Annotated in this window: 26 protein-coding genes; 12 read left to right on the top strand and 14 right to left on the bottom strand. The window is 72.3% G+C overall.

Annotated elements, in window-relative coordinates:
- Nucleotides 1-34: 34 nt before the first annotated feature.
- Entirely contained in the window at nucleotides 35-1,405 is a 1,371-nt protein-coding gene (locus CP983_RS40700; protein WP_150505410.1) for a cryptochrome/photolyase family protein, read from the top strand.
- Between the two features lie 21 nt (nucleotides 1,406-1,426).
- Here the strand turns inward: CP983_RS40700 and CP983_RS40695 are convergent, their stop codons facing one another.
- On the bottom strand, nucleotides 1,427-2,467 hold the full coding sequence (locus CP983_RS40695) for a MerR family transcriptional regulator (RefSeq protein ID WP_150505408.1): 1,041 nt from the start codon (nucleotides 2,465-2,467) through the stop codon (nucleotides 1,427-1,429).
- A gap of 179 nt (nucleotides 2,468-2,646) precedes the next feature.
- Here CP983_RS40695 and CP983_RS40690 point away from each other — a divergent pair, with 179 nt between their 5' ends.
- The 3 genes from CP983_RS40690 to CP983_RS40680 all read left to right on the top strand — a co-directional run bounded on the left by CP983_RS40690 (nucleotide 2,647) and on the right by CP983_RS40680 (nucleotide 4,843).
- Nucleotides 2,647-3,264, top strand: coding sequence for a sigma-70 family RNA polymerase sigma factor (locus CP983_RS40690; protein ID WP_150505406.1), 618 nt, complete (start codon nucleotides 2,647-2,649; stop codon nucleotides 3,262-3,264).
- 248 nt (nucleotides 3,265-3,512) lie between these two features.
- A complete protein-coding gene (locus CP983_RS40685; RefSeq protein ID WP_125525416.1) occupies nucleotides 3,513-4,097 on the top strand; it encodes a sigma-70 family RNA polymerase sigma factor in 585 nt (194 codons plus the stop codon).
- Nucleotides 4,094-4,843, top strand: coding sequence for an anti-sigma factor (locus CP983_RS40680; protein WP_150505404.1), 750 nt, complete (start codon nucleotides 4,094-4,096; stop codon nucleotides 4,841-4,843). Before CP983_RS40685 ends, CP983_RS40680 begins: the two co-directional genes overlap by 4 nt.
- 26 nt (nucleotides 4,844-4,869) lie before the next feature.
- Here CP983_RS40680 and CP983_RS40675 read toward each other — a convergent pair whose 3' ends face one another.
- The 5 genes from CP983_RS40675 to CP983_RS40655 are packed head-to-tail and all read right to left on the bottom strand — an operon-like array spanning nucleotide 4,870 to nucleotide 10,409.
- Complete coding sequence (locus CP983_RS40675) at nucleotides 4,870-5,676, bottom strand: DUF1295 domain-containing protein (RefSeq protein WP_150505402.1); 807 nt, start codon at nucleotides 5,674-5,676, stop codon at nucleotides 4,870-4,872.
- Nucleotides 5,673-7,034: an SAM-dependent methyltransferase gene (locus tag CP983_RS40670; RefSeq protein WP_150505400.1), complete on the bottom strand. Its 1,362-nt coding sequence runs from the start codon at nucleotides 7,032-7,034 to the stop codon at nucleotides 5,673-5,675. Before CP983_RS40670 ends, CP983_RS40675 begins: the two co-directional genes overlap by 4 nt.
- Nucleotides 7,031-8,377, bottom strand: a complete 1,347-nt coding sequence (locus CP983_RS40665; RefSeq protein ID WP_150505398.1) for an SAM-dependent methyltransferase — start codon at nucleotides 8,375-8,377, stop codon at nucleotides 7,031-7,033. Before CP983_RS40665 ends, CP983_RS40670 begins: the two co-directional genes overlap by 4 nt.
- On the bottom strand, nucleotides 8,374-9,108 hold the full coding sequence (locus CP983_RS40660) for a DUF1365 domain-containing protein (RefSeq protein WP_150505396.1): 735 nt from the start codon (nucleotides 9,106-9,108) through the stop codon (nucleotides 8,374-8,376). Before CP983_RS40660 ends, CP983_RS40665 begins: the two co-directional genes overlap by 4 nt.
- Nucleotides 9,102-10,409, bottom strand: a complete 1,308-nt coding sequence (locus tag CP983_RS40655; protein WP_150505394.1) for an NAD(P)/FAD-dependent oxidoreductase — start codon at nucleotides 10,407-10,409, stop codon at nucleotides 9,102-9,104. Before CP983_RS40655 ends, CP983_RS40660 begins: the two co-directional genes overlap by 7 nt.
- A 228-nt stretch (nucleotides 10,410-10,637) precedes the next feature.
- Between CP983_RS40655 and CP983_RS40650 the strand changes: the two genes are divergently transcribed.
- Nucleotides 10,638-11,078: an SPW repeat protein gene (locus CP983_RS40650; RefSeq protein ID WP_030956152.1), complete on the top strand. Its 441-nt coding sequence runs from the start codon at nucleotides 10,638-10,640 to the stop codon at nucleotides 11,076-11,078.
- Nucleotides 11,079-11,157: 79 nt separating this feature from the next.
- Here the strand turns inward: CP983_RS40650 and CP983_RS40645 are convergent, their stop codons facing one another.
- On the bottom strand, nucleotides 11,158-11,925 hold the full coding sequence (locus CP983_RS40645; protein ID WP_150507181.1) for an ArsR/SmtB family transcription factor: 768 nt from the start codon (nucleotides 11,923-11,925) through the stop codon (nucleotides 11,158-11,160).
- A 188-nt stretch (nucleotides 11,926-12,113) separates the two neighbouring features.
- On the opposite strand from CP983_RS40645, the gene CP983_RS40640 reads away from it, so the two are divergent.
- Entirely contained in the window at nucleotides 12,114-12,698 is a 585-nt protein-coding gene (locus tag CP983_RS40640) for a hypothetical protein (protein WP_150505392.1), read from the top strand.
- Nucleotides 12,699-12,719: 21 nt separating this feature from the next.
- Here the strand turns inward: CP983_RS40640 and CP983_RS40635 are convergent, their stop codons facing one another.
- Complete coding sequence (locus tag CP983_RS40635) at nucleotides 12,720-13,460, bottom strand: phosphotransferase (RefSeq protein ID WP_150505390.1); 741 nt, start codon at nucleotides 13,458-13,460, stop codon at nucleotides 12,720-12,722.
- A 79-nt stretch (nucleotides 13,461-13,539) separates the two neighbouring features.
- Here CP983_RS40635 and CP983_RS40630 point away from each other — a divergent pair, with 79 nt between their 5' ends.
- On the top strand, nucleotides 13,540-14,115 hold the full coding sequence (locus tag CP983_RS40630; RefSeq protein WP_150505388.1) for a nucleoside/nucleotide kinase family protein: 576 nt from the start codon (nucleotides 13,540-13,542) through the stop codon (nucleotides 14,113-14,115).
- Between the two features lie 70 nt (nucleotides 14,116-14,185).
- Nucleotides 14,186-14,449 carry a GlsB/YeaQ/YmgE family stress response membrane protein gene (locus CP983_RS40625; protein ID WP_030956038.1) on the top strand — a complete coding sequence of 88 codons (264 nt, stop codon included), beginning with the start codon at nucleotides 14,186-14,188 and terminating at the stop codon, nucleotides 14,447-14,449.
- Nucleotides 14,450-14,527: 78 nt separating this feature from the next.
- Here the strand turns inward: CP983_RS40625 and CP983_RS40620 are convergent, their stop codons facing one another.
- Nucleotides 14,528-15,472 (bottom strand): NAD-dependent epimerase/dehydratase family protein, encoded by a 945-nt coding sequence (locus tag CP983_RS40620; RefSeq protein WP_150505386.1) that lies wholly within the window; start codon nucleotides 15,470-15,472, stop codon nucleotides 14,528-14,530.
- Nucleotides 15,473-15,555: 83 nt separating this feature from the next.
- On the bottom strand, nucleotides 15,556-16,332 hold the full coding sequence (locus CP983_RS40615; RefSeq protein ID WP_150505384.1) for a GNAT family N-acetyltransferase: 777 nt from the start codon (nucleotides 16,330-16,332) through the stop codon (nucleotides 15,556-15,558).
- A 135-nt stretch (nucleotides 16,333-16,467) separates the two neighbouring features.
- Here CP983_RS40615 and CP983_RS40610 point away from each other — a divergent pair, with 135 nt between their 5' ends.
- Nucleotides 16,468-16,953: a nucleoside deaminase gene (locus CP983_RS40610; protein ID WP_150507179.1), complete on the top strand. Its 486-nt coding sequence runs from the start codon at nucleotides 16,468-16,470 to the stop codon at nucleotides 16,951-16,953.
- Nucleotides 16,954-16,990: 37 nt separating this feature from the next.
- Here the strand turns inward: CP983_RS40610 and CP983_RS40605 are convergent, their stop codons facing one another.
- Complete coding sequence (locus CP983_RS40605; protein WP_150505382.1) at nucleotides 16,991-17,845, bottom strand: GNAT family N-acetyltransferase; 855 nt, start codon at nucleotides 17,843-17,845, stop codon at nucleotides 16,991-16,993.
- A gap of 246 nt (nucleotides 17,846-18,091) precedes the next feature.
- Entirely contained in the window at nucleotides 18,092-18,742 is a 651-nt protein-coding gene (locus CP983_RS40600; protein ID WP_107909872.1) for a chaplin, read from the bottom strand.
- A gap of 270 nt (nucleotides 18,743-19,012) precedes the next feature.
- On the opposite strand from CP983_RS40600, the gene CP983_RS40595 reads away from it, so the two are divergent.
- Together CP983_RS40595 and CP983_RS40590 are read left to right on the top strand one after the other, a co-directional pair.
- A complete protein-coding gene (locus CP983_RS40595) occupies nucleotides 19,013-20,596 on the top strand; it encodes an alpha/beta hydrolase (protein ID WP_150505380.1) in 1,584 nt (527 codons plus the stop codon).
- A gap of 65 nt (nucleotides 20,597-20,661) precedes the next feature.
- Complete coding sequence (locus tag CP983_RS40590; RefSeq protein ID WP_107909874.1) at nucleotides 20,662-21,759, top strand: baeRF3 domain-containing protein; 1,098 nt, start codon at nucleotides 20,662-20,664, stop codon at nucleotides 21,757-21,759.
- A 66-nt stretch (nucleotides 21,760-21,825) separates the two neighbouring features.
- On the opposite strand, the gene CP983_RS40585 is transcribed toward CP983_RS40590, so the two are convergent.
- The gene (locus CP983_RS40585) at nucleotides 21,826-22,239 is read right to left on the bottom strand and encodes an SsgA family sporulation/cell division regulator (protein WP_150505378.1); all 414 of its coding nucleotides are present in this window, start codon (nucleotides 22,237-22,239) and stop codon (nucleotides 21,826-21,828) included.
- A gap of 430 nt (nucleotides 22,240-22,669) precedes the next feature.
- On the opposite strand from CP983_RS40585, the gene CP983_RS40580 reads away from it, so the two are divergent.
- A complete protein-coding gene (locus CP983_RS40580; protein ID WP_150505376.1) occupies nucleotides 22,670-24,067 on the top strand; it encodes a PP2C family protein-serine/threonine phosphatase in 1,398 nt (465 codons plus the stop codon).
- A gap of 88 nt (nucleotides 24,068-24,155) precedes the next feature.
- Here the strand turns inward: CP983_RS40580 and CP983_RS40575 are convergent, their stop codons facing one another.
- On the bottom strand, nucleotides 24,156-25,649 hold the full coding sequence (locus CP983_RS40575; RefSeq protein ID WP_107909877.1) for a DNA-binding protein NsdB: 1,494 nt from the start codon (nucleotides 25,647-25,649) through the stop codon (nucleotides 24,156-24,158).
- Nucleotides 25,650-25,741 lie beyond the last annotated feature (92 nt).

Here is a 25,741-nt window from a genome sequence, read left to right as displayed (position 1 = left end):
GGGTCAGATCCCCGACTCCCACGGAGCACCCGACATGAGCATCTCGGTCGTCCTGTTCACCTCCGATCTGCGGCTGCACGACCACCCGCCGCTGCGCGCCGCCCTCGACGGCACCGAGCTGACGGTCCCGCTGTTCGTGCGGGACCGGGCGGTGGACGGCGCCGGGTTCGCCGTACCGAACAGGCTGGCCTTCCTCGCCGACTGTCTGCGCGACCTGGACGCCGGGCTGCGCGAGCGGGGCGGCCGGCTCGTCGTGCGCGAGGGCGACCTCGTGGACCAGGTCTGCAAGGTGGTCACCGAGGCGGACGCCGACGAGGTGCACATGGCGTCCGACGCCAGCGCCCACGCCCAGCGGCGCGAGGAGCGGCTGCGGCGGGCCCTGGAGGCCGAAGGGGTGCGGCTGCACGTCCACGACACGGTGAGCACCGCCGTCGCCCCGGGGGCGGTGACCCCGGCCGGCTCGGACCACTTCGCCGTCTTCACGCCCTACTTCCGCCGCTGGTCCGACGAGCTGGTGCGGGACGCGCTGGGCGCGCCGCGCAAGGTACGGGTCCCGGACGGCGTCGGCTCCGAGCCGCTCCCCTCCCGTGACGATGTGCGGGGCGTGTCGCAGGGGCTCGCCGCGGGAGGCGAGCAGGAGGGCCGCAAACTGCTCACCGCGTGGCTGCGCGGACCGGTGTCCGCCTACGAGGAGCGCCATGACGACCTCGCCGGCGACGCCACCTCCCACCTCTCCCCGCATCTGCACTTCGGCACCCTGTCCCCCGTCGAGCTGGTCCACCGCGCGCGGCGGGCCGGCGGGCCCGGTGCCGAGGCCTTCGTACGGCAGCTCGCCTGGCGCGACTTCCACCGGCAGGTCCTCGCCGCGCGGCCGGACGCGGGCAGCGCCGACTACCGCCCCCGGCACGACCGTTGGCGCTCCGAGCGGGAGGCGCGCGACGACATCGAGGCGTGGAGGGAGGGCCGCACCGGCTATCCGGTCGTCGACGCCGCGATGCGCCAGCTGCGGCACGAGGGCTGGATGCACAACCGCGGCCGCCTGCTGACGGCGAGCTTCCTGGCCAAGACCCTGTACGTCGACTGGCGCATCGGCGCCCGGCACTTCCTCGATCTGCTGGTCGACGGCGATGTCGCCAACAACCAGCTGAACTGGCAGTGGGTCGCGGGGACGGGCACAGACACCCGGCCCAACCGTGTCCTCAACCCGGTCACGCAGGCCAAGCGCTACGACCCCGACGGCGGCTATGTCCGGCGCTGGGTACCGGAGTTGGCGGGGGTCGAGGGACGTACGGTGCACGAGCCGTGGCGGCTGCCCGACGACGAGCGTGCCGCGCTGGACTACCCGGATCCGATCATCGACCTGTCCGACGGGCTGGCCCGCTTCAAGCAGGCCCGTGGGAGATGACCTCCCCTCGCCCGCCCCGGGTCACTGCGAACCCGCGGGCGTCCCTTGCGAGTACAGCCCCGTGAGCACGTCCAGCGCGTCCTTCAGGCTGGTGGGCCGCAGCATTCCCGGCCCGGGGCGGCCGAGCCAGCCGGGGCCGCCCAGCATCACCACGGGCCGGCCGCGTGCGCCCCGCACGCCCCACTGCGCGCCCGCGATGTGCTGGGCCAGCGGCAGGCTCGCGGCCGACCGGGTCTGGGCCCACAGCACGACCACCGCAGGACCGATCCGGGTCACCGCGGCCGTGAGCGCCTCCGCGGGGACGGCGCCGCCGAACATCCGCGTGGGCAGGCCCAGTTCGCACAGCCCGGCGTTGAGCGCCTCGAGCGGGAGGCTGTGCTGCTCGCCGGGCACGCAGGCCAGCAGCACGGGTCCGGGAGCGTGGGCCGGGCCCGGTGTCCCCAGGGGGCGGGTGCACCGGCGGAGCGCGCTGGAGACGTGCCAGGACAGCAGGTGTTCCACCTCGACGTAACGGTCGCCTGACGAGGCCCACTTGCGGCCCACCGCGTGCAGCGTCGGCGCCATCACCTCCTGCCAGGCGACGACGATGCCGTGGTCGTCCACCGCCGAGGCCAACTGCTGCTCCACGGCGGGCGCGTCGAGCCGCACCGCGGCCCGGGCGAGCCCACGGCACTCCTGACGCACATCGCCCAGCGGCAGCGTGCCGCTCGCACGGGTCCGGGCGCCGCCCGTCGGCGCGGCCTCGGCGTCGTCCGCGAGCGCGACGGCATCGTCCGCTCCCCGGCTCGCGGTGCGGGCGGCCTCCGCGGGCGGTACTCCGGCGGACGTCAGCCGGCACATCGCCTCCAGCACGGCGACGTCCCGCGGCGTCCACCGCCGGTGCCGGCCCTCGCCGCGGACCTCCGGCCCGATGCCGTAGCGGCGGTCCCAGGAACGCAGCGTGGTGGGCGACACCCCGAGCCGGCGGGCCAGCGCACCGGTCGTGAGACCCGCGCCCGCCTCCCGGGAGGCCGACTCCCGGGGTCCGGTCCCGAGGTCCGCCTGGCTCGCCGTCTTCTCCATGGTCCCGACGATACGACGCACAACCGATGCGTGTTGTTGTCCTCCCGCCCCGGATCACACGATGGCGTTACCCGGCGCGGCCGGATCAACAGAGGCCCCCCGACCGACCCGAGGACCGGATCCGTCCGTCGCGAACCGACCGCAGGACCGAGCCGTCCCTCAGGAGAGGAGCCATCGACATGACACCGCCTCCGAGCGCCGTGCCCCCGGCCCGCTCGGCTGCCGGATCCACCGATCAGGGCCCGGCACCGACCGGCGAGGAAGAGCTGGAGCGTGGCCTGGTCTCGGGCGACGAGGCGTGTCTGGCCGCCCTGTACCGGCGCTGGTCGCCCCTGGTGCACACGCTCGCCTGGCGGGCGCTCGGCGACGCGCGGGAGGCGGAGGACGTCACCCAGCAGGTCTTCCTCGGCGTGTGGCGGGGTCGGCAGGGCTACCGGCCCGAGCGCGGCACGGTCGCCGGCTGGATCTCGGGCATCACCCGGCGCAAGATCGCCGACGCCCTGTCCGCACGGACGCGGCGCAGTGACCTCGTCGCCTCGGCCGGCACCCGTCTCTCCCCCGACGAGGGCGGCAGCGACCGGTTCGCGGAGGCCGCCCTGGACCGGGTGGTCGTCCGCGACGCGCTCGCCGGGCTGCCGGACGCCCAGCAGCGGGTGCTGCGGCTGACCTTCTACGAGGACCTCACCCAGACCCAGATCGCCGAACGCACCGGCTGGCCCCTGGGGACGGTCAAGAGCCACGCCCGGCGCGGCCTGCACCGGCTGCACCACCGTCTGCGGGAGGACGTCCAGGTCTGAACGGCACGCCGGCACGTCGGTGGCGCGCACGACCAACACAAAGCCACATCGAGCGGCGCATCCCCTCGCGCCGCACCCGGGGAGCAGGCCCCGCTCCCCCGCTCGCCCCCGGGGAGAATCGGCGCTCCTCGGGGGCGGGCCTGCCGTCGGACGTCCGCCGGCAGCCGCTCCGTCGTTCGGCCCGGCGGCCGGGCAGGCCGCCGGGCAGGCCACAGCCGCGGCCATGTCCCACTCCCGGAGGACCCCTCGTGAAAGAAGCCGTGTACATCGGCCCGAACCCGTCGTCAAAGCCCGATCTGGCGGAACTGGTGCAGCGGGTGGCCCTGGGCGACCAGGACGCGTTCGCCGCGCTGTACGACTCCGTGGCGAGCCCCGTCCACGGGGTGGTCCGCAGCGTGCTGCGCGACCGGGCCCAGTCGGAGGAGGTGGCCCAGGAGGTGCTGGTGGAGGTGTGGCGGACGGCTCCCCGGTACCGGCCCGACCGCGGCACCCCCGTGAACTGGATCCTGACGCTCGCGCACCGGCGGGCCGTGGACCGGGTGCGGTCGGTGGAGGCCGCCGCTGCGCGGGAGCACAAGGCCGCGCTGCTCGACCGGTTGCCCGAGTACGACCACGTGACCGAGCAGGTCGAGGCACGTCTGGAGCGGGAGCAGGTGCGGCGCTGTCTGCGGACCCTCACGGACCTCCAGAAGCAGGCCGTCACGCTCGCGTACTACCGGGGGCTGACGTACCGCCAGGTCGCCGAGACCCTCGCGCTGCCGCTCGGCACGGTCAAGACGCGGCTGCGCGACGGCCTCGTCCGGCTGCGTGACTGTCTGGGGGTGACCGTGTGATCACCGCCGAGCTGCACACGCTGTCCGGTGCCTACGCCCTGCACGCCCTCCCCCACGACGAGCGGGCCGCCTTCGAGCGGCATCTCGCGGACTGCGAGGCCTGCGCGCAGGAGGTCGCCGAGTTCACCGCGACCGCGGCCAGGCTCGGCCTCGCGACGGCCGGGCCGATGCCGCCGGAGATGCGGGAGCAGGTACTGCACCGCATAGCCGCCGTACGGCAGGAGAGGCCGGTGTCGGCCTCCACCGCCCGTGCCGGCCGGTTCGGGGCGCGGGCGCGCCGGTCGTCCCGGTGGGCGTTGGCCGCCTGTCTCGCCGCCGCCGGGCTGGGCGGCGTCGCCGTGTGGCAGCGCGATCGTGCCGGGGACGCGCGGGCCGAGGCCCGCCAGGCACGGGCGAGCGCCGACGAGCTGGCCGCCGTGCTCACCGCTCCCGACGCGCGCACCGGTACGGCCCGGCTGGCGGGCGGTGCGACCGGTGCGGTGGTGGTGTCCCGGAGCCTGGACAAGGCCGTGTTCGTCAGCTCCGGCATGGCGGAGCCGCCGCGCGGCAAGGTCTACCAGCTGTGGTTCGACGACCGCGGCACCATGCGGCCCGCCGGTCTGATGGACCCGCGCCGGGCCGACCAGTCGGTGCTGCTCCAGGGCGCCCTGGACGGGGCGGACGGCATGGGCATCACGGTGGAACCGGCGGGCGGCTCGCCGGAACCCACCTCGCCACCGGTCGCAGTGATGGACTTCCCGGCCTGACACGCCGGTCCGTCGCGGGCGGTCCGTCATACACGGCGACGCGGCGGCCAAGGGAAGAATCCGCTCGTACGGGCGACGTACTCGGCGTATCCCGGACGTTCGCTCATGTGCCGCTCCAGCAGCGGCTTCCCGCTCCCGCGGACGAGCAGGAAGGTCATCACCAGCGGGGAGACGACGGACACCAGGGCCGCCGCGCCCGAGTCGCAGGCGATCAGGAACAGCCCCCACCAGACGCAGAAGTCCCCGAAGTAGTTGGGGTGCCGGGTGTAGCGCCACAGCCCCCGGTCCATGATCCGGCCTCGGTGAGCGGGATCCGCCTTGAAGCGGGCCAGCTGGGCGTCCCCGACGGCTTCGAAGAACAGGCCCACCGCCCAGAGCGCGGTGCCGGCCCAGGCGAAGGCCGTCATGTCCGCCGGTACGTACTGGGCGGCCTGGACCGGGAGCGACACGAGCAGCACCAGTGCGCCCTGGAGCAGGTACACGACGCGCAGCGCGTACAGGTCGCGGTTCCCGGGCACCTTCGCCAGCAGGGCGTCGTAGCGCGGGTCCTCGCCGTCGCCGTGCCCCCGGCGGGCGATGTGCACGGCGAGCCGCAGCCCCCACACCACCGTCAGGGCGGTGACCAGGACCCGGCGCCCGAGGTCCCCGTCCCCGGCCGACGCCACGAAGGTCACGACGGCGACCGCTCCGAACGCGGCGCCCCAGGCGATGTCGACCACGCGGTGGACGCCCAGACGTACGGCCACGGCGAAGGTGACCAGCATGACGGCGAGGACGGCGGCCGCGGCCCAGAGCAGGTTGAGGGCGAAGGCGCCCCAGTCGAGGCCGTTCACGACCGGTCCAGCCCCGCGTACCAGTGCTCCGGCGACAGCGGCATGCCACTGCCGCCGCGCGGATTCGGGCGAACGCTCAGGATCTGGTCGACGCCCATACGCCCCTCCTCGAAGGCGAGTGCGCCGCCGGCCAGGTACAGCCGCCATACGCGTGCCGTCTCCTCGCCGGTCATCCGTACGACGTCGTCCCAGCGTTCCTCCAGGGTGCGCTGCCACGCCGCGACCGTGCGCACGTAGTGCTCGCGCAGCGATTCGATGTGCCGCACCTCCAGCCCGGCGCGCTCCAAGAGCCCGGCGGTGTCGCCGAGCGGTCGCATGTGCATGTCGGGGGCGATGTATGCCTCGATGAAGGCGCCGCCGCCCGGTGCGTTGCCCGCGCGCGACATCTGCTGCACCAGCACGCGCCCCTGGGGCCGGACGAGCCGGTGCAGGGCGGCGGCGAAGGCCGGGTACTCGGCGTCGCCGACGTGCTCGCCCATCTCGACGGTGGCGACCGCGTCGTAGTCGCCGCCCGTGATGTCCCGGTAGTCCTGGCACACGACCTCGACCCGGTGCTCCAGGCGGCGTTCACGCACCTGTTCCCGCACGTACGCGGCCTGCTCCGCGGCCAGGGTGACGGCGGTGACCTGCGCCTTGTGCCGTTCGGCCGCGTGCAGCGTGAGGGAGCCCCAGCCGCAGCCGATGTCGAGCAGCCGGGCGCCGGGCACGACGGCCAGCTTGCGGCAGATCAGTTCCAGCTTGGCCCGCTGGGCGTCGGCGGAACCGAAGCCGGGGTCGTCGCTCGCCCAGTAGCCGCAGGAGTAGGCCATGGTGTCGTCGAGGAGGAGCCGGTAGAAGTCGTTGGACAGGTCGTAGTGGTGGCTGATGGCGTCCCGGTCGCGGGACTTGCTGTGCAGGCGGCCGCGCAGGCGTGCCTGGGACGGCGGCGCGGCCGGACGGGGACCGACGGCACCGAGCCGTACGGCCGTGCCGACCGCCCGGGCCCGGCCTGCGAGGGTGAGCCGTGGGGCGTGCGAGCCATGGTCCCGGGCCGCAGCCCACATGATGCGCAGCGCCTGCGCCAGGTCGCCCTCGACGTCGAGGTCACCGGTCACGTACGCCTGGGCCAGGCCCAGCTCGCCGGGTGCCCACAGCAGTCGCCGCAGGGCGCGCCGGGAACGTACGACGGCCACGGGCCCGTCGGCCGGGCCGGCCTCGCTGCCGTCCCAGGCGCGCAGCCGCACCGGCAACGGGCCGCCGAGCGCTTCTCCGGCCAGGGCGGCGAGCCGGTGGGCGACACCCGGCCGGTCGTCCGGGGCGGGGCCCGGCCGGTCGGTTCGGGGGGTCGGCTCGTCTCGGTCGGTTCCGGCGGTGGTCATCGGGCGAGGTCCTCCTTCGTGCACAGGTACTGCTGGACGTCGAGGTATCCGGAGCGGAATCCGGCCTCGGAGTAGGCCAGGTAGAAGGTCCACATGCGCCGGAAGGTCTCGTCGAAGCCGAGGCCGGCCACCTCGTCCGCGCGCTCGGTGAACCGTTCGCGCCACAGGCGCAGCGTCTCGGCGTAGTGCGCGCCGAAGCCCTCGCGGCGGGTGACGGCGAGCCGGGTGTGGTCCCGGACGGTCCATTCGATGGCCTTCGCGGAGGGCAGCAGGCCGCCGGGGAAGATGTACTTCTGGATCCAGGTGTGGGTGTTCCGGCTGGCCAGCATCCGCTCGTGCGGCATGGTGATGACCTGGAACGCGGCACGTCCGCCGGGAACGAGCCGCTCGTCCAGGGTGCGGAAGTACACCGGCCAGAACTCCTCGCCGACCGCCTCCAGCATCTCGACGCTCACCACGGCGTCGTAGCTGCCGCGTGCCTCCCGGTAGTCGCACAGCTCTATCGCGACGCGCTCGCCCAGGCCCGCCTCGCGGACCCGCTCACGGGCCAGGTCGCGCTGTTCCCGGGAGAGGGTCAGCGAGGTGACATGCGCGCCACGGGCGGCGGCCCGGATCGCCAGTTCGCCCCAGCCGGTGCCGATCTCCAGCAGCCGGGTGCCGCCGCCGACCTCGGCCAGGTCGAGCAGCCGGTCGATCTTGCGGTGCTGGGCGGCGGCGAGCAGGTCCCAGTGGGCGGGGAAGCCGCGGAAGAGCGCCGAGGAGTAGGTGAGGGTGTCGTCCAGGAAGAGGGCGAACAGTTCGTTGGACAGGTCGTAGTGGTGGCTGATGTTGTCCCGGGCGTGATCGGGTGTGTTGCGGCGGCTCGGCGGCTGGCGCAGGGCCCACAGGCCGCGCAGGCGCTGCAACGTGGCCGGGACCAGTTCGGCCGCGTGGGCGGCCAGCACGGTGAGGACGCCGACCGGGTCGGGCGCGTCCCACTCACCCGCCATGTAGGACTCGCCGAATCCGATCAGCCCCTGGGATCCGATGCGTCGGTGGAAGGCGTCCGGATCGTGGACGTCCAGCAGGGGTCCGCCCTTGCCGACGCTGCCCGTTCCGGCGAAGCGGGCTTGCAGGGGCAGCTCGCGCAGGGCCCGGCGCACCACGGCACGGGTCAGCGAGGTCCGGGGCCAGGTGGCTGCGGGTGGGGCCGGCACGTCGAGCCGGGTGGGGTCGGCATCGGGGTCGGCGGGCGTGGCGCCAGGGCGTTCCGCGTCGGCGTCGGCGCTGGGGTGTTCGGCGTCGAGGTCGCCCGTGGGGGCGTCCCCCTGCTCGGCGGCGGAGCGGGGCTCGGCGGCTCTCATTTCACATTCTCCGGAGTCCGGTGGCGGGGGCGGGGCTGGACGGGCAGTCCCCGCAGGTACAGGCGGATGCCGTGCATCCGGATGGCCGCCGACACCGCGGCCGTGGACCACGGGTGACGTAGCGCCAGCCGGAGCAGCGTGCCGGTCGTCACTTCCCGGCGCAGGCCGCGAACGGTTGCGGTGAAGGGCCGGCCGCCCGCACGGTCCAGGCGCACGGTGAGGTCGAGCCGGCGGTCGGGCGCCGGAACGCGCATGCGGTAGCGGCCGTCGACGGGGAAGAACGGCGAGACGTAGAACTCCTTGCCGGTGTACGCGACGTCCTCCGCGTCCGGGCGGAGGAGGTAGCAGTGCCGTTCGCCGTACGTGTTGTGGACCTCGGCGACCACGCAGCGCGGCCGGCCGTCGGGGTCGTGACACCAGTAGAGGGTGAGGGGGTTGAAGACGTACCCGAATACGCGCGCGTGGGTGAGCATGACCACGCGCCCGCCGCGCAGGTCGACACCGCGGTCGGCGAGGTACTTGTCGAGCCCGGCCCGGATGGAGGGCTGTGTGCCGTCGAAGTGGTCGCGCGGGTCGAAGCGCGCCAACGCCCGTACCGCGTACGGGAGTCGAGGCGGCCGGTCGGGGTCGATCAGCCACATGTAGGTGCGGTGCCGCAGCCCGTACCGGGTGGGCGCCGTGCGCACATGCGTGATCGCGCAGGAGTACAGGGCCGGGGTCGCCGTCACCATCGCACCCCCAGTGCCGCGGCGGCCGTCACTCCGGAGCGGCAGCCGTCCTCGTGGAAGCCCCAGCCGTGGTAGGCGCCGGCGAACGCGGTGACGGCGGTGTCCAGTTCGGGCAGCCGCTGCTGCGCGGCGACCGACTCGGGCGTGTAGACGGGGTGTTCGTAGACCATGCGGGCCCGGATCCGGGCCGGGTCGACGCGGTCCTCGCCGCCGAGCGTGACCACGTACGTCTCCGGGGTGTCGAGTCCCTGGAGGCGGTTCATGTCGTAGCTGACGCGGACCCGGTCGGCGGGTGCCCGGCACGAGGGCATCAGGTAGTTCCACGACGCGCGGGCGGCACGGGCACGCGGAAGCAGTGTCGTGTCGGTGTGCAGGAGCGTGGCGTTGCGCGAGTAGCGGAAGGCCCCCAGCACCTCCTTCTCCGCCGGGGAGGCGTCGGCGAGGAGGGTGAGGGCCTGGTCGGGGTGTACGGCGATCACGACGGAGTCGTACGACTCGGTGGTGCCGTCGCGTGTCGTGACGTCGGCCCCGCCTGCGTGCCGGCGCACGGCGTGTACGGGGGCACCGGTGCGCACCTGGTGGAGACGCTCGGCGATCCGGTCGACGTAGGTCCGCGAGCCGCCGGTCACCGTGCGCCACTGGGGTGAGCCGCCGATCGAGAGCATGCCGTGGTGGTCGAGGAAGCGGAACAGGTAGGCGGCGGGGTAGCGTCCGGCGGTCGCCGCGTCGCAGGACCAGACCGCGGAGACGAGCGGCGTCATGAAGTGGCTGCGGAAATAGGGCGAGAAGCCCTCCCGGTCCAGGAACTCGCCGAGGGTGCAGGTGTCCTCGGCCGGGCGGGCGAGGAGCCGGCGGGCCGCGCGATGGAAGGCGGGGACCTCGGCGAGCATCCGCAGATAGGTGCCGCGCAGGGCGTTGCGGGGCCGGGCGAGCAGTCCGGCGGGGCCGCGGGCGCCCGCGTACTCCAGGCCGCAGCCCTCGCACCGCACGGACATGCTCATCTCCGACTCCCGCGTGGCGACGTCGAGTTCGCCGAAGAGCCGCAGCAGCTGCGGGTAGGTGCGCCGGTTGTGCACGATGAAGCCGGAGTCCACCCGGTGGACGGTGCCGTCACCCGACGTCAGTTCATGGGTGTGGGCGTGTCCGCCGAGCCGGTCGTCGGCCTCGTACAGCGTGACGTGATGGGCGCGGGCCAGCACATGCGCCGCGGTCAGTCCCGCGATCCCGCTGCCCACGACGGCCGTACGCCGACGCGCACCGGACCCGCCCCCCGCCGCATCCTCCGGCCGTGACGCTGGCGCCATCGTTGCTCCTCCCACCCGCTGCGATCGCCTTGTCCCGCGTAATCCGAAGCTGCGGGCGGGCCGGATTGGCCGGTGGGGGAACTTCCTGCGATCAGGTGCGAGGCGCAACCTCCCGCAGACCTCTCACCACTACACATAAGGAAGAAATAAGCGCAGAATGGGCTGAGGCGGCGCTTACCGCACACCGCACCAGTAGCGGTCAGGCCTGCGAGTCAAAGGAGACGAGTCATGGCCAACGTCTCGCCCACCAGAGGTGACATATCCAGCCACCCCGATGTATCGGAGATGCGGGAGCGCTATGCCCGCATGCTCGGCGGTCGTGATGTGACGCTTTTGGACGGACCGGTGTTCCTGCTCGGTCTGTACTGCGCCGTGTCCCCCTGGATACTCCACTACACGGCGAGCCAGCCCCCGCTCGTGACCCACAACCTGATCGTGGGGATAGCGATCGGCCTGCTGGCCCTCGGGTTCACCCGGGCCCCGGAACGCATGTACGGCCTCAGCTGGGCCTGCTGCGCGATCGGTGTCTGGATGATCATCGCGCCGTGGGTGGTCGGTGACAGCCCGGACGCCGGTGTCATAGTGAACAACATCATCATCGGCGCGCTGGCCGTGCTCCTAGGGCTGATGTGCGCCGGCGCGGCGGCCAAGAGCACTCCGAGGCCGTAGCGGCACACGGGAGAGTCGGACACGAAGGCCGGACCGCACCCGCGGACCGGCCTTCTCGTGCTCTCGGACCACGGCGCGCTCAGTGCGCCGGCATCAGCCACGGCTCCTGCGGCAGGACATGGCCGGTCTCCAGCAGCGACTTGAGGTTGGACAGCACCGCCGGCCAGCCGGAGGACACGTCGGCACGCTCGCCCTCGTCCGCGAGGTCCTCGTGGGTCACGGTGAGCCGGACGATCTCGGCGTGCTGCCGGATGTCGAAGGTGACCCGGGAGTGCCTGTCCTCCTGCCCCTCCTCGTCCGGCGCCGCCCAGGTGGTGACCAGCCGGGTCGGACGCTCGCTCTCCACGACGGCGCCGACGACGTCGGCGATGCCCGAGCCGTCGGTGCGGACGTGCTCCCAGCGGGAACCGGGCCGCCAGTCCGAGACATTGCTGTGGCCCCAGTAGGCGGCGGTCAGGTCGGCGTCGGTGAGGGCGTCCCAGACCTTCTCGGGCGTGCTCTCGATGTAGGTGACGTAGACGAATGTGGGCTTGTCGGTCATGGCTTCCTCGGCTCGTCGTTTCACGGCCCCGAGCACGCGCAGGCGCGGGCTCTCGAACTTGTCGATCCACCGCTCCTGGATCTCATGGAGCGGGACCGGATTGAGGTAGTGCAGCTTCTCCCGCCCCCGCCACACCGTGCTGACCAGATTGGCCGCCTCCAGGACGCCCAGGTGCTGGGTCACCGACTGACGTGTCATGTCGATGCGCGCGCACAGCTCGCCCAGCGTCTGCCCGTTGTCCTCGTGCAGCCGGTCCAGGAGCCGTCTGCGCGTGTCGTCGGCCAGCGCCTTGAAGACCTTGTCCATCGCGGTGTCGCTCTCTGATCGCACACTCCACGTTATGCAGGCAATCGCCTGCATGTCAATCGAGGACTTCTGCCCGTTCTGCGTCACATGTGTCGAATGGTTGTTACATGACGTACGGGATCCCTTGATGGGCGGTCCGTAGCTTCGAATGCGTCGGAACGAACCCCACCGAAGGAAACGACTCCCTGATGCGTGCTTCCCGCACCCTGCGCACCGCCCTCGTCGCCGCCGGTGTCACCACGGCACTCGGCATCTCGGCCGCCGGCGCCCTCGCCGCCCCCGCGCACATCCCGTCCGTGGCCCAGCACACCAAGGCCAAGCGCGGGTACGTGACGACGGTGAAGCTCGCTGACGAGGTCAGCCGGGCCAAGGTCTACAAGACCGGCAAGGACCGCTACGAGGCGGAGATCTGGGCCGAGGGAGCGAAGTACGGCACTTTGTACACCCAGGGCATGCCCACGCACGCCCAGCACAACGGGCTGCAAGTCACGCTCCGCCCCGACGGCCGGGTCTCGTCCTGGGTCGAGCGGGCCGAGCCCAAGCCCGAGCCGGCCGCCGAGCGCGTCCTGATCGGCACGTCGACGCTGGCGGACGGGTCGACGACGGCCAAGATCTACCGGCTGACGGCCGACCACTACGAGGCCGACGTCTACGCCGGCGGCAAGCGGCTCGACACGCTCGTCGCCGACGGCCGGGCCGCGTACGGCGAGAACAACGGACTGCACGTCGCTCTCCACCCGGACGGCAGGCTGGCGTCCTGGGGCGAGGCCTAGACGCCGCGCCCGTGCGCCGCGTCAGCGCAGCAACGCCCCCAGCGCGCCCCGGTGTTCGGCCGTCCAGGCATGGGCGTCGCGCACCTCGACCAGGACGCCGCGCTGCCGCAGCGCCACCATGGCCGGCTCACCTCGCTGCGCACCCGCCTCGATGCCCTGCCGGCAGCGGTCCTGCCACCACAGGATCGCGTCCACGAGGTCCTCGCCGCCGTCGCACGGACCGTACGCGTCACGTACGAGGGCGATCCGCCGGGCCGCCTCGGGCACGTCGGTGACACGCGGCCCGAGGTCGAGGTACTGCCAGCACACGTGCGCGAGGTCGTGCACCCGCTCGCCGGGTGCGGCCAGGTCCCAGTCGACGAAGGCAGTCGGCCACCATTCGCCGTCCTCGACGGTGTAGATCGTGTTCTTCGGGGCGAGGTCGTTGTGGCACACGACGTCCCGGTCGCCGGCCAGTTCGGTTCCGTGCGTCATGTCGTGGACGGCGCGCACGAGTCGGGCCACCCGCACGAGCGCGGTGTCCGTGCGGGCCGCGGCCCGCTCCTCGGCGGTGACCGCCGCCCGCCCCTCCAGGTAGCCGAAGACCTCCCGCCCCTGTTTGTCCGTCCCGATGTAGGGCGGGGCGCCCGCCCACTCCCGGGACTCGAAGAGCGTGAGCAACTCCCGCACGTAACCCGACCGTTCGTGCGGTGGACGCCGCACCGTGGTCCCGACCCGCACGACCTCGTTGACGGCTCCGCCGCCGAGCACCCGCTCCGCCATTCGCACCTCCGCCGATCAGACGATCATCTGCCCACAAAACCACTCGCGAAGCAAGCCCGCACCCGGGCAGGCTGCCGGTATGGAGCACGCCGAGGTCCTACTGATCGGAGGGCGGGCCGGGGTCGGGAAGACCACGGTCGGCTGGGAGGTCTCGGCCCTGCTGCGGGCCGCGCAGGTCGCGCACGCGGTGATCGACGGCGACTTCATGGGGGCCGTCCACCCTGCGCCGCCGGACGACGCGCACCGCTCCGGCATCACGGCACGGAACCTGGCCGCGGTGTGGTCGAACTACGCCGACCTCGGTCACCGGCGGCTCGTCTACACGAACACCTCGAGCGTGCTCGACATGGCGGCGCCCATGTTCCGCCGAGCCATGGGGGACGACGTACGGCTCGTGCGGGTGCTGCTGACCGCGACCGACGAGACGGCCGCACAGCGCCTGACCGGGCGTGAGCTGGGCTCCGAGCTGGAGCACGAGATACGCGGCAGCCGGCGCAAGGCCCGACTCCTGGACGAACACGCACCCGCTGACGTGCGGCGCGTGCCGACGGACGGCCGCACGGTGATCGACATCGCCACGGAGGTGGTGGCGGCGACGGGATGGACCGTGGACGTCCCCACGGCGGTGACCGGTAGGGCACCGACCGCCGACTGAAGCGGAACGGACTGTCCCTCGCTCCACGGGGAACTCGCATTACTACGGGGACAGGAGGAAGAGGGGCGAAATGGAGATCTCGGGCATCATCAGTGCCATCGTGATCGGCATCGTCATCGGTGTGCTCGGCCGGCTCGTCGTTCCGGGTCGTCAGCGCATCGGTGTCCTGTGGACGATCCTCGTCGGCATCGTGGCCGCGCTGCTCGGTTCGGCGCTCGCGGCCGGCCTCGACGTGGCCGACACCGACGGAGTCGACTGGATCGAGTGGCTCATCCAGATCGGCCTCGCCGCACTCGGCGTCGTGGCACTGGACCGGGCGAAGGCACGCCGCTGACACCACACCGGGAGAACGAGCGGGCGCCGCGCCGGTGACACGGGCTCCACGGCGCCCGGCTCCGCACGGCACCCCACGTCAGGCGACGGCCCCGGAGGCCCGCAGCGCGGCCAGGCCGTCGCGGGCCGCCGGATGGACCGGCGTCCAGCCGAGTTCCCGCTCGGCCTTCGCCGTGGACACCCGCAGCGTCGCCGACATCACCGTGTGCGCGTACGACATGGGCCGCATCAGCCACAGCGGTACGGTCATCGGCTTCGGCAGCGCGAACTCCTCGGCCACGCAACGGACATGGCTCCCGAACCCCATCGGCGTCCGGTCGGCGATGTTGTACGCCTGGCCGGGCCGCCCCCGTTCGATGGCGGCGACCACCGCACGGGCCGCGTCGGTGAGCTCGATCCAGGGCAGGACCCGGCCGTGGTCCGCGGGCAAGGGCAGTTGCCGTTTGCGCAGCATGGGCAGGAGCGCGTCGGTGCCGCCGGGGCCGTAGAAGAGTCCGAAGCGCAGGGCGATGCCGTCCAACCCCGGGGTTTCGAGGGTGAGTCGTTCCTTCACACGCATCGCCTCGATGTGCCGTTCCAGCTCCGGGGAGCGGCCACGCGGGCCGAAGGGATCGTCCTCGGTGAGCACACGCTCGCCGTGGTCGCCGTAGCCGTATCCGAAGACCATCGACTCGGCCACGAGACGCCGGGCACCGGTGGCCCGCGCGGCCTCGACGAGGTGGGCGGTTCCGTCGGTGCGCAGCGCGTTGGTGGCGTGCATGTCGCGGTGGCGCATGGGCGGCTTGCTCAGCACGGTCGCGGCGTGGATCACCGTGTCGAAGCGGTGGCCGTCGACGGCGCGCAGCAGGGCGTCCCGGTCCATCAGGTCGGCCCGGATGTCGTTGCGTGCGCCGCGGCCGAGGCCGGTGACCTCGTGGCCCGCCTCGGTCAGGGCGCGGGTGATGTGCCGGCCGAGGACGCCGCCTGCGCCCGCGAGGAGGATCGTCCGGCCGGTGCTCTTGTCGTCGTTGTGGTTCGTCGTCATGACCTTGCGACGAACCGGCGGGGCCCGGATGTGACATCCGGGCGGGGCGCCCCCGGCATCGCGCCGGGTCGTGGCGGTCGACCCTACGGCGTGTAGACGTACGGCGTCGTGGTCGTCAGCGGTTCGAAGCCCAGCCGCTCCAGGATGGGGCGGCTGCTGCTCATGGCGTCGACCTGGAGGTACCGGTAGCCGCGGTCCACCGCGGCACGGGCGCGGTGGGCGACCAGCGCACGGTAGATGCCGCGGCCCCGCCAGCCCTCGACGGTCCCGCCGCCCCACAACCCGGCGAACCGCGTGCCCGGCACCAGCTCCATCCGGGCCGCGCTCACCGGGGTGTCACCGGCCAGGGCGACGACCGCGACCACGGTGTCCGCGTCGGCCGTGAGCCTGGCGATCAGCTGGTGCCGGAGCCGGGAGCCGTCGGTGCCGAAGGCCTTCTCGTGGACCTGCGCGACGAGGTCGACGCCGGCGCTGTCGGTCACCGGCAGTATGCGGACGCCTTCCGGCGGCTCGGCGTCCAGATTCAGGTCGGCGACCTCGCCGATCATCAGGGTCTCCTCGGGCCGGCCCACGAAGCCGGCCGCCCTGAGGCGCTGGCCGAGGTCCACCGGGAGGTCGTGGCCGTAGAGCTTCCACTCGAACTCGCGGCCGAGTCCGGAGAAGTGGGCGATCTGCTCGGCGATCGCCCCGTCGGCGCCCGCCGCGTCCAGGTCGGACCACACGACGCCGTTCCAGCCGTGCTCGGACGACACCTGGCGGACGATGCGGCCCACCCGTTCGACCCGGGCGTCGGGGCCGTCCGGCTGTGCGCCTTCACGCATGTCCCGGTCGAACAGGGCGAGTACCGCGGCATGATCCATGAGGCCACTCCAGCACCGCGCCGCCGCCGCGGCAAGGCCTTTCCGGATCGGACGGCCCCGCCTCTCCTTCCGGCCCGGCGTGGGCGACCATGGAAGGCGCAGGGAGAAGTCGTGCCGCTTGGAGGGCCGGAAGCCATGGTCGTGAAGGACACCGAACTGCCGCACCTGCGTCGCTGCGTCGAGCTCGCGGCCGAGGCTCTGGAGACGGGGGACGAGCCGTTCGGTTCGGTTCTGGTGGGGGCGGACGGAAAGGTGCTCGCCGAGGACCACAACAGGGTGGCCTCGGGCGACCACACCCGGCACCCCGAGTTCGAACTGGCGCGGTGGTCCGCCGCCCACATGTCGCCCGAGGAGCGTGCGGCCGCGACGGTGTACACCTCCGGCGAGCACTGCCCGATGTGCTCGGCCGCGCACGCGTGGGTGGGCCTGGGGCGCATCGTGTACGTCGCCTCGTCCCAGCAACTCGGTGAATGGCTGGGCGAGTTGGGGGTGACGGCCGCGCCGGTGCGGGCCCTGTCGATCCAGGAGGTCGCGCCGGGCGTGGCGGTGGACGGCCCCGTGCCCGAGCTGACGGAGGACATCCGCGCACTGCACTTCCGGTTCCACCGGCGCACGGGCTGAGGCGGACGCCCTCGACCCGAGCACCGACGGGAGCCCGCTAGCCGAGTTCCAGCGTGGTGACGCCGAAGACGCGCTCCCGGGCGTACGGCCGTACCGGACCCGTGTACATGCGGGCCGTCTCGAAGGAGGGCGTGAAGCCGGCCTCCTCGGCGAGGGCGACGCCCGCCGGGTTGGTCTCCGGCACGTCGATCGCGACCTGGCCGCCGGCCGCCTCCGCGATGAGGGCGTCGAAGACGGCGCGTGCGTCATCGGGGGTGTCGGCGAAGAGCGGACCGATGCGCGGGCAGTCGTGGCCGGGGCGGATCACGCCGTAACCGGTGACGCGGTCGCCGGCGCGGCGTACGACGGCGTGGTGTCCGGGGCCGGTGAGCCAGTGCGCGAGGAAGCCGGGCCGGTCGGCGGGCGTGCAGGTCGCGTCGTACGCGGTGATGTCCTCGACGTCCTCCGGCCGCAGCGCCCGCACGTCCGCGGGGGCCGGGCGGGCGGGTGCGGTGCCGGTGTACCGGAAGGTGCGATGGGCGAGCTCGAAGCCGGAGCGGCGGTAGTTGTCCTGCTGGGCGACGACCCCGTCGAGGCCCACCGTGCGGTTCTCGGCGTGCGCCAGCGCCGTCTTCCAGGTGGTGAGGCCGTAGCCGTGGCCGCGGGCGTCGGGGCGGACCAGATACCAGCCGAGGAAGGCGTAGTCGGAGCCGTAGTTGACGACGGAGATCGCCGAGACGGGCTCGCCGTCGATCCGGCCGATGAAGAAGCCCTCGGGATCCTGCGCGAAGAAGGCCGCGCTGTCCGATACTCCCGGGTTCCAGCCCTCGTCGACGGCCCAGCCGCGGACGACCGGCCAGTCGTCGAGGCCGGCCTGGGTGATGACGAGGTCTTCGGGGGCCGGAGAGGCCATGGATGCGCTCCGTTCCGTGGGGGTGGGTACGCGCGGTGATCATCCGCGTACGCAGCATCCTCGCTGACCCCGGGGAGGGCGTCACGGCATGATCAAGCCGTTGCGGCACCCCGCGGGGGACCTGCCGGGCAACAGTTCGCACTGCCGCGGGCGACCGCCGCAGCCCGGGACCCCTGATTCAGGCACGACAAAGGCCCCACCGCTCGTGCGCCCGGTGGGGCCTGCCGTACCGCGACGCGGCGCAGGTCAGCGCATCGACCTCGGGCGGAAGCGGCGGTACAGGACGGCCCCGCCCAGGACGAGGGCCGCGGCGCCCGCCACGGTGGGGGCGGTGTGGTCCGCTCCGGTGTAGGCCAGCGTCGCCTCGGGCGCGTGCGGCACGTGCGCGGGCGGCACCGACCTCGGCGGATGCGACCTGGGCTCCGTGGACGGCTTCGGAGCGGGCTTGGTGGTGCGCGGCGGGACGGAGGTGTTCACCGACTCGTTGTCCACCGCCGCGTTGCCGACGCCGACCACGTTCACGCTGTTGCCGGAGACGTTCACGGGGACGTGGACCGGCAGCTCCACGACGTTCCCGGACACGAGACCGGGTGAATCCTTTCCGCTTCCCTCGGCCGAGGCGCCGCCGCCGCCCGAGGGTGCCTTGGTCTTGTGCCCACCGTCCTCGTTGACGCACTTGTTGCCGGCGGTGGGGTTCAGCAGCCCCACCACGTTCACGGTGTTCCCGCACACGTTCACCGGCACGTGCACCGGGACCTGGATGGTGTTGCCGGCGAGCAGCCCCGGCGAGTCGGTCGCGGCACCCTCCGCCGCGGAATCGGCGAATGCCGGCACCGTCACAGCCATCGCCCCGGCAGAGGCGAAGGCGATCACACCGTTTCGGGTAACCCGTCTCATAGGTTCCCTGCCTTCCAGACTTGTTCACGAGCACTCGCCCGCATCGGATAAAACGCGGGCGAACCATTGGAGTTATGGCTTATCGGCCTTTCACCCCATCGAGTGTCACGTTTGTCGAACTAGCGGCAAAAACGCCCGATAGGAACGCAAGGGGCGCAGGGTACGGCCGCTCGGACGCCCCCGCATCCCGGGAGGCGTCCCTCCCGGGGCCCGCTTATCGTGATCGAGGACGCCGTTTCCCGGTCCGCGACGGGCGTCCTGGAGGCATCCATGCTGGCCAAGCTGTCAACGCGGCCCATGCTGCGACGCTGCACGGTCACCTGCGCGGTCGGTCTCGCCCTGTCCGCCACGGGCCTGTCCGCGAACACCGCCGACTCCGATCCCGACCTGGGCAGCTTCTACGGGCAGAAGGTCACCTGGTCGAAATGCCCGGGCGAGGGCCTGCCCAAGGATCTTCAGTGCGGCAAGGTCACCGTCCCGCTCGACTACGCCCACCCCCGAAAGGGATCGCTGGACCTGGCACTCGCCCGCTATCGGGCCACGGGCGACAAGCGGGGCTCGGTACTGCTGAACTTCGGCGGGCCGGGTGGGCCCGGCATCCCCGAGTTCATGTCCGGTGGCAAGGAGTTCATGGAGCTCACCGACAACTACGACGTCGTGACCTTCGATCCGCGCGGTGTCGGCAGGTCCTCCCCGGTCAGCTGCGGCGACGGCCAGGAGCAGATCCAGCTGCCGGAGGACGGCACCGACCTCAGCCGTGATCCGCAGACCGTGCTGTCCCAGTTGAAGAAGGCGGCCGACGTGTGCACCCGGCACTCCGGCCCCGTACTGCCGTACATAGGCACGGTCAACGCCTCCCGCGACATGGACGTGATGCGCGCGGCACTCGGCGACGACAAGCTCAACTACCTGGGCTTCTCGTACGGGACACGGCTCGGCGCGGTGTACGCGGCACAGTTCCCGGACAAGGTCGGCCGGTTGGTGCTCGACGGCGTGGACACACTGACGGAGCCGCTGACCGAGCAGGGCGTGGCGGGCGCGCAGGGGCAGCAGAAGGCGCTGGACGAGTTCATCAACTGGTGTGTGAAGGACATCGCCTGTCCGTTCGGGCAGGACGCGCGCGAGGCCCGCAAGCAGGTCGTACGCCTCGTCGAGTCGCTGGACGCGGACCCGGTGCCGTCGGCCTTCGGCGATCCGTTCACGGGTCAGGACCTGGTCGGCGCGCTCGGACAGGCGCTCTACAGCGAGGAGTTGTGGCCCTCCCTGGAGCGGGCCCTGGCGGCGCTGGTCGAGGACGGCGACACGCACGCCATCGAGTCCTTCGCGGCCGGCGGGGCCGCGCCCCCGAGGCGCGAGGGGACCGACGATCCCGACGGCGGCCTGGTGGACGAGGAGGAGGTCCCCCTCGACAACATGCCCGCGGCGCTGATGGCGATCAACTGCGCGGACGACCCGGACCGGCCCACCGGCAGGCAGATCGTCGACAACCTCGACCGGCTGCGCGCCGAGTACTACCGGGCGTCGCCCGTCTTCGGTCCGTACCGGCTCAGCGGGGTGCTGATGTGCTACGGCCGCCCCCGGGGCACGGACTTCATCCGCGACGAGGTGAAGGACGTGGACACCTCGAAGATGCTCCTCGTGGGCACCCGCGGGGACCCTGCGACGCCGTACCGCTGGACCGTGGAGACGGCGAGGCGCCTCGGGCCCTCGGCCGTGATCCTCGACAACAAGGGCGGCGGGCACACCGGTTACGCCTCCTCCAAGTGTGTGCACGCCAAGGTCGACACCTTCCTGCTGTACGGCACGCTGCCGGCCGACGGCAGTTCCTGCGGGACGGCGGATGACAGGGAGTAGGCCCCGGGCGGGGTGATCGGATTGCCCCTAATGCCCGATCGGTGAATCGGTCCTATCGTGCTGTTATGGAGCACGCACTCAGTCCCACAACCCTCACCGAGCTGCGGCGCCCGCGCCCGTATCCGGCCGTGTCCGTGCTGACGCCGACGCATCGCCGCGAGCCCTATCGGGCCCAGGACCAAGTCCGGCTGCGCAATGTCGTCGCCGAGGCCAAGAAGCAGCTGGAGGCCGATCCCTCGGTCACCCGCGAGCGGCGCACGGACGTCGAGCGACAGCTCGACCAGGCCCTCGCGGAGGTCGATCTCACCTACGCCGAGGACGGCCTGGTCATCTTCGCCGCGCCGGGTGAGCACCAGGTGTGGTCGCTCGCCCGCACCGTGCCCGAGCGCGTGGTGCTCTCGGACACCTTCCTCACCCGCAACCTGGTCTCCGCGCAGGCCGCCGAACGCCCGTACTGGGTGCTGTCGGTCTCCGCCGACCGCGTCACCCTGTGGAACGGCAGCCTCGACCGCATCACCGAGGCCCGCCTCGGCGGCTTCCCGCTGACCCGGCGCGCCGAGAACTTCGACGCCGAACGCCGGGAGCAGATCGGGGACACGCCGAGCACGTTCCGCGACGAGGACACCCGCCACTTCCTCAAGGACGCCGACTCGGCCATGAGCACGATCCTGCGGCGCGATCCGCGGCCGCTCTACGTCACCGGCGAACAGGCGGCGCTGTCCCTGCTGACCGAGATCGGCGGCAGCACGAAGATCGCGGTGCACATCCCGCACGGCGGCCTCGCGCACGGCACGCGCGACGCGGTGTGGCACGCGATCGAGCCACGGATCACCGCCGAGGCCCGCAAGAGCGCCGGCGCCGTCATGCGCGAGCTCGAGAACGCCCAGGGCCGCAAGTCGTTCGCGGCCGGCGTCGACGAGGTCTGGCGCAGCGCCCGCGAGGGCCGGGTACGGCTGCTGGCCGTCGAGGAGAACTACCGGGTGACGGTGCGCGACGAGGGCGGCGACCATCTGATCCCGGCCGCGAGCGGTGATCTCGACTCCCGTGAGGACATCGTGGACGAGATCGTCGAGCAGTGCCTGGAGACCGGGGCCGAGGTCCGCTTCGTGCCGGACGGCAGCCTCAGCGAGGCCCTCGGGATCGCGGGGGTGCTGCGTTACTGACGCGGACGTGCCGAGGAGGCCGGCAGCAGCTCACCGGCCTCCTCGCACGGCACCTCGCGCCCGGTCTCACACCCCGTCGAAGAGGGCGCTCAGACCCCGCTCCACGACCGCCTCCAGGTCCTCCTCGCCGGACGCGACCACCGCGTAGGTCCGTAGCAGGAAGCGTTGCAGCGCGCCGGTGTCGAACCGGAGCAGCGCCATGCCGTACGGCGAGTGCAGCTCCACGACGGTCCGCTCGTCGCCGCACGGCCAGATGTGCACGTCCCCGTCGCCCGCGGGGCCGCGCAGCCCCGTCTCCAGCAGACCGCGAGCGAAGGTCCAGGTGGCGCCCCGGCCGTCGAGTGAGACCTCGCCCGGGAAGTCGATGTACACCGCCAGCGGGTCCGTGGAGGCGTACCGCAGTGTGGCGGGCACGGGGACCTCGCGCTCCTCGCCCGTGATGAGGCGGGCGCGGGCGGGCTGCTCGAGGGCGATGTCCATGTGCGGTCTCCCCTGCGGTCGGCGGTCGGGACGGTTTTGCCGCTGTGTCTTTACGACTCCGCAGGCACCCCTCGCAGTACACCCAGGAGCACACAAATTTTGTGAGCTGCATCACTCCCTTGCCGAGGAGTCATCCGCCGCACCATGCCCGCCGCTCCACCTCTGGAACACGCGACCGTCGAACATGTGCGTGAGGGCCGTACGATCGTCCCTACAAACCATCAAAACCCGTACGTCACCTACGACTTGGACCCAGCCGCGACGTACGCCGTTCGTACCGCACGAGCCCTCCTGAGGGACTCTGGCATATGCCGGACGCACCACCGAATCGGGTGTTGCCAAATCCCTTACAGCGCGTCGCGGGCTGTGCAACAGTCGTAACGGTCCTTCCGTCAGCCTTGGTCGTACCGTCCCCGCATCGGAGTGCGTCATGCCGCCCCATCTCTCTGCGGACCGCCCCGCCGCCCAGCCGCCAGGTCGTGGCTCCGTCGATGCGCTCATATCGCAGGCACGGCGGCTCAAGGGCGATGTCGACGCCGTGCGGCGGGACACCCAGAGCGACGGATCGGACCCGCAGGAGCGGTGGCAGCGAGCGCTGTGCGACCTCGCCCTGCACCAACTCGACGATCTGGACGAGCACTTGGGGCAGCTGCGCGACGGCCCGTCCCCGTCCCCGGCGGCCACCCCTCCCCCGCCCGAGCGCGACTCGCTGCTCAGCCGGGTCGGCAGCGCGGAGTGGAACCTGCTGACGGACGAGGCCAGTTGGTCCGGCGAGCTCTTCCAGATCCTGGGCCGCGACCCCGCCGCCGCCCCGCTCACCCTCGACGAACTGCCGTCCGTCGTGCTCGACGAGGACCGGCGCCGGCTCACGGCGATGGTCACCGACTGCCTGGTCGACGCCAAGCCCATCGACGGGGAGTTCCGGATCGTACGGCCGGACGGCGAGGCCAGGACCGTGCACATGATGGGCGAGCCCGTGCTCGACTCCGACGGCAGCACCTCCTCGATGTGGGCCGTGCTGCGGGACGTCAGCGAACTGCGCCGGAGCCAGCGCGCCGTGAGCGAGACCCGTGACTCGCTCCAGCGCCACCGGGCGCACACCGAGCACCGGCTGGCGGTCGAGTTGCAGGAGGCCGTGCTGCCGCCGTGGCGTGGCTCCCTGCGGCTCCCGCACCAGGGCCCGCAGACACTGGACCTCGCGGCCCGCTGCCTTCGGTCGTCGACGAGCGCGATGATCGGCGGCGACTGGTACGACGCACTCGAACTGGCCGACGGCGAGACGCTGTTGAGCGTCGGCGACCTCACCGGACACGGCGTGGCCGTGGCCTCCGGCATGGCGGCCCTGCTGGGCGCCGTACGCGGCATGGCGATGGCCGGCACCCAGCCGGGCCAACTGATGTCCTGGCTCAACCAGTTACTCGACGCCACCGTCCAGCCGGCCCTCGGCAGCGCCGTCTGCTGCCGCTACCGACCCGACACCCGCACCCTGACCTGGGCGCAGGCCGGACACCCCGCCCCGTTGCTGTTCCGCGACGGGACGGGGCGCAGGCTGAACGCGCCGGACGGCGTCCTGCTGGGCGCCACCCCGGGTGCCGTGTACGCGCAGGCCGAGGAGACCCTGGAGGTGGGCGACCTGCTGGTCCTGCACACCGACGGACTGGTGCCGGGGCACAACCCGGCGGACTCCGTGAACCTCCTCCTCGACCTGGGCCCCCGCCTGGATGAGACGGACACGGCACAGGACTGCGTACGGCTGGTCGTCGACGAGTTCGGTGAGAGTGAGCGTGAGGGCGATGCCTGCGTGCTCGTGGCCAGGGTGACGTACTAGAAGGTGACGCTCCTGAGGGCACTGCCCCGCAGGAACCTTGGCATCGGCGCCGCGGTCAGTCGCACAGTCCCCCTATGACTGTGCGCAGTCACGCCCGCGCGCTGTCGCCGCCCGGCCTCTTCGCCTTGGGCAGCGCCATCCGGATCTCCTCCCGCAGTTCGTGGATCCTCGGGTAGCTGGAGTACTCGGCGGTGAGCCGGTACATCTGCCGGAGCCGGTCCCAGGTGCGGCCTGACGAGTTCGATCCCATCGCCATCAGGGCCAGCCGTGCGTAGCGGTCGGCCTGTTCGGGGTCGTCCGCGATGAAGCAGGCCGACGCCATGGACAGATGGTCGAAGATCTTCGAACGCTCCCGCCCGTCGACGCGCAGGGCCAGGGCCTTCTCCGCGAAGTGCCGGGCGTGTGCGGCCGCGCCCGGCTCGTACTCGGCCAGCGTGCGGTAGGCCAGGGCCTGCATGCCGTACAGATCCTCGTCCTTGAAGGTCTGCATCCAGCTCGGCGGGGGCACGTCGCTCCGGTCGGAGACGAAGAGGTCCTCCGCGCGTCCGAGGGTGCGGCGCATGGCCTGGCCCTTGCCCATCGACGCCTGTGCCCAGGCCTCGATGGTGTGGAACATGGCCCTGGTGCGCGGCAGCACCTCGTCGCCGGAGCCGGACTGGGCGAGTTTCATGAGGTCGAGTGCGTCGTCGGGCCGGCCGAGGTGCACCATCTGGCGAGCCGCTCTGGAGAGCGCCTCCCCGGCGCGCGGCCGGTCGCCGCCCTCTCGGGCCGCATGGGCGGCGATGACGAAGTACTTCTGAGCCGTGGGCTCCAGGCCGACGTCGTGCGACATCCAGCCCGCGAGGACGGCGAGGTTGGCGGCGACGCCCCACAGGCGCCGCTGGAGATGTTCGGGGTGTCGGTAGGCGAGCATGCCGCCCACCTCGTTGAGCTGGCCCACGACTGCCTTGCGTTGCAGCCCGCCGCCGCGGGCCGCGTCCCAGGCCCGGAACACCTCCACCGAGCGCTCCAGTTCCTCGATCTCCTGCGACCCGATGGGGGCGGCCTCGTAGCGGTCGAACCCGGCGGGGTCGGCGTGCAGGGGGTCGTCGAACTGGGGGGCGTCGGCCTTGAGGGCCGGGTCGGAGTGCAGCCAGTCGTGCATGGCGCTGCTGAGTGCGGATCCCGCGGCGAGCGCGGCACCCGCGCCCACCAAGCCGCGTCGGTTGAGCATGAGGTCCATTCCCGTGAATTCGGTGAGGACCGCGGCGGTTCGCTCGGGCGCCCACGGCACACCGTCGGGATGCTCCACACTCCCGGCGTCCTGCCGTTTCCCCGTACGCCCGTGCCGGACCAGACCGAGGTCCTCGATGGTCACGACACGGCCGAGACGCTCGGTGAACAGAGTTGCCAGCACCCGCGGCACCGGATCGCGCGGGATCTCTCCCATGTCGATCCACCGCCGCACCCGCGAGGTGTCGGTCGACAGCTGGGGGTGGCCCATGGCCGCCGCCTGCCGGTTGACCAGCCTCGCGAGCTCGCCCTTGGACCAGCCGGCCAGGCCGAACAGGTCCGCCAGGCGGGTGTTGGGTTCTCCGCTCACGTCAAGCCCCCAGGTTCTCGGCTGAGTTGACAGTAGCCCGGTGAGAGTTGCCCCGGGACTATTCGCCAGGGTTCGCCAGGGTGCGCCAGATG

The organism is Streptomyces chartreusis (assembly GCF_008704715.1).
Lineage (GTDB): Bacteria > Actinomycetota > Actinomycetes > Streptomycetales > Streptomycetaceae > Streptomyces > Streptomyces chartreusis.
The sequence above is the reverse complement of the archived record's forward strand: the minus strand, read 5'-3'. Positions and strand labels throughout refer to the sequence as shown.

Excerpts from the sequence above, each read along its gene's own strand:
- CP983_RS40700 (WP_150505410.1), top strand. The coding sequence starts at position 35 with ATGAGCATCTCGGTCGTCCTGTTCACCTCCGATCTGCGGCTGCACGAC.
- CP983_RS40695 (WP_150505408.1), bottom strand. The coding sequence starts at position 2,467 with ATGGAGAAGACGGCGAGCCAGGCGGACCTCGGGACCGGACCCCGGGAG.
- CP983_RS40690 (WP_150505406.1), top strand. The coding sequence starts at position 2,647 with ATGACACCGCCTCCGAGCGCCGTGCCCCCGGCCCGCTCGGCTGCCGGA.
- CP983_RS40670 (WP_150505400.1), bottom strand. The coding sequence starts at position 7,034 with ATGACCACCGCCGGAACCGACCGAGACGAGCCGACCCCCCGAACCGAC.
- CP983_RS40665 (WP_150505398.1), bottom strand. The coding sequence starts at position 8,377 with ATGAGAGCCGCCGAGCCCCGCTCCGCCGCCGAGCAGGGGGACGCCCCC.
- CP983_RS40660 (WP_150505396.1), bottom strand. The coding sequence starts at position 9,108 with ATGGTGACGGCGACCCCGGCCCTGTACTCCTGCGCGATCACGCATGTG.
- CP983_RS40655 (WP_150505394.1), bottom strand. The coding sequence starts at position 10,409 with ATGGCGCCAGCGTCACGGCCGGAGGATGCGGCGGGGGGCGGGTCCGGT.
- CP983_RS40650 (WP_030956152.1), top strand. The coding sequence starts at position 10,638 with ATGGCCAACGTCTCGCCCACCAGAGGTGACATATCCAGCCACCCCGAT.
- CP983_RS40645 (WP_150507181.1), bottom strand. The coding sequence starts at position 11,925 with ATGGACAAGGTCTTCAAGGCGCTGGCCGACGACACGCGCAGACGGCTC.
- CP983_RS40640 (WP_150505392.1), top strand. The coding sequence starts at position 12,114 with ATGCGTGCTTCCCGCACCCTGCGCACCGCCCTCGTCGCCGCCGGTGTC.
- CP983_RS40635 (WP_150505390.1), bottom strand. The coding sequence starts at position 13,460 with ATGGCGGAGCGGGTGCTCGGCGGCGGAGCCGTCAACGAGGTCGTGCGG.
- CP983_RS40630 (WP_150505388.1), top strand. The coding sequence starts at position 13,540 with ATGGAGCACGCCGAGGTCCTACTGATCGGAGGGCGGGCCGGGGTCGGG.
- CP983_RS40625 (WP_030956038.1), top strand. The coding sequence starts at position 14,186 with ATGGAGATCTCGGGCATCATCAGTGCCATCGTGATCGGCATCGTCATC.
- CP983_RS40620 (WP_150505386.1), bottom strand. The coding sequence starts at position 15,472 with ATGACGACGAACCACAACGACGACAAGAGCACCGGCCGGACGATCCTC.
- CP983_RS40615 (WP_150505384.1), bottom strand. The coding sequence starts at position 16,332 with ATGGATCATGCCGCGGTACTCGCCCTGTTCGACCGGGACATGCGTGAA.
- CP983_RS40610 (WP_150507179.1), top strand. The coding sequence starts at position 16,468 with ATGGTCGTGAAGGACACCGAACTGCCGCACCTGCGTCGCTGCGTCGAG.
- CP983_RS40605 (WP_150505382.1), bottom strand. The coding sequence starts at position 17,845 with ATGGCCTCTCCGGCCCCCGAAGACCTCGTCATCACCCAGGCCGGCCTC.
- CP983_RS40600 (WP_107909872.1), bottom strand. The coding sequence starts at position 18,742 with ATGAGACGGGTTACCCGAAACGGTGTGATCGCCTTCGCCTCTGCCGGG.
- CP983_RS40595 (WP_150505380.1), top strand. The coding sequence starts at position 19,013 with ATGCTGGCCAAGCTGTCAACGCGGCCCATGCTGCGACGCTGCACGGTC.
- CP983_RS40590 (WP_107909874.1), top strand. The coding sequence starts at position 20,662 with ATGGAGCACGCACTCAGTCCCACAACCCTCACCGAGCTGCGGCGCCCG.
- CP983_RS40585 (WP_150505378.1), bottom strand. The coding sequence starts at position 22,239 with ATGGACATCGCCCTCGAGCAGCCCGCCCGCGCCCGCCTCATCACGGGC.
- CP983_RS40580 (WP_150505376.1), top strand. The coding sequence starts at position 22,670 with ATGCCGCCCCATCTCTCTGCGGACCGCCCCGCCGCCCAGCCGCCAGGT.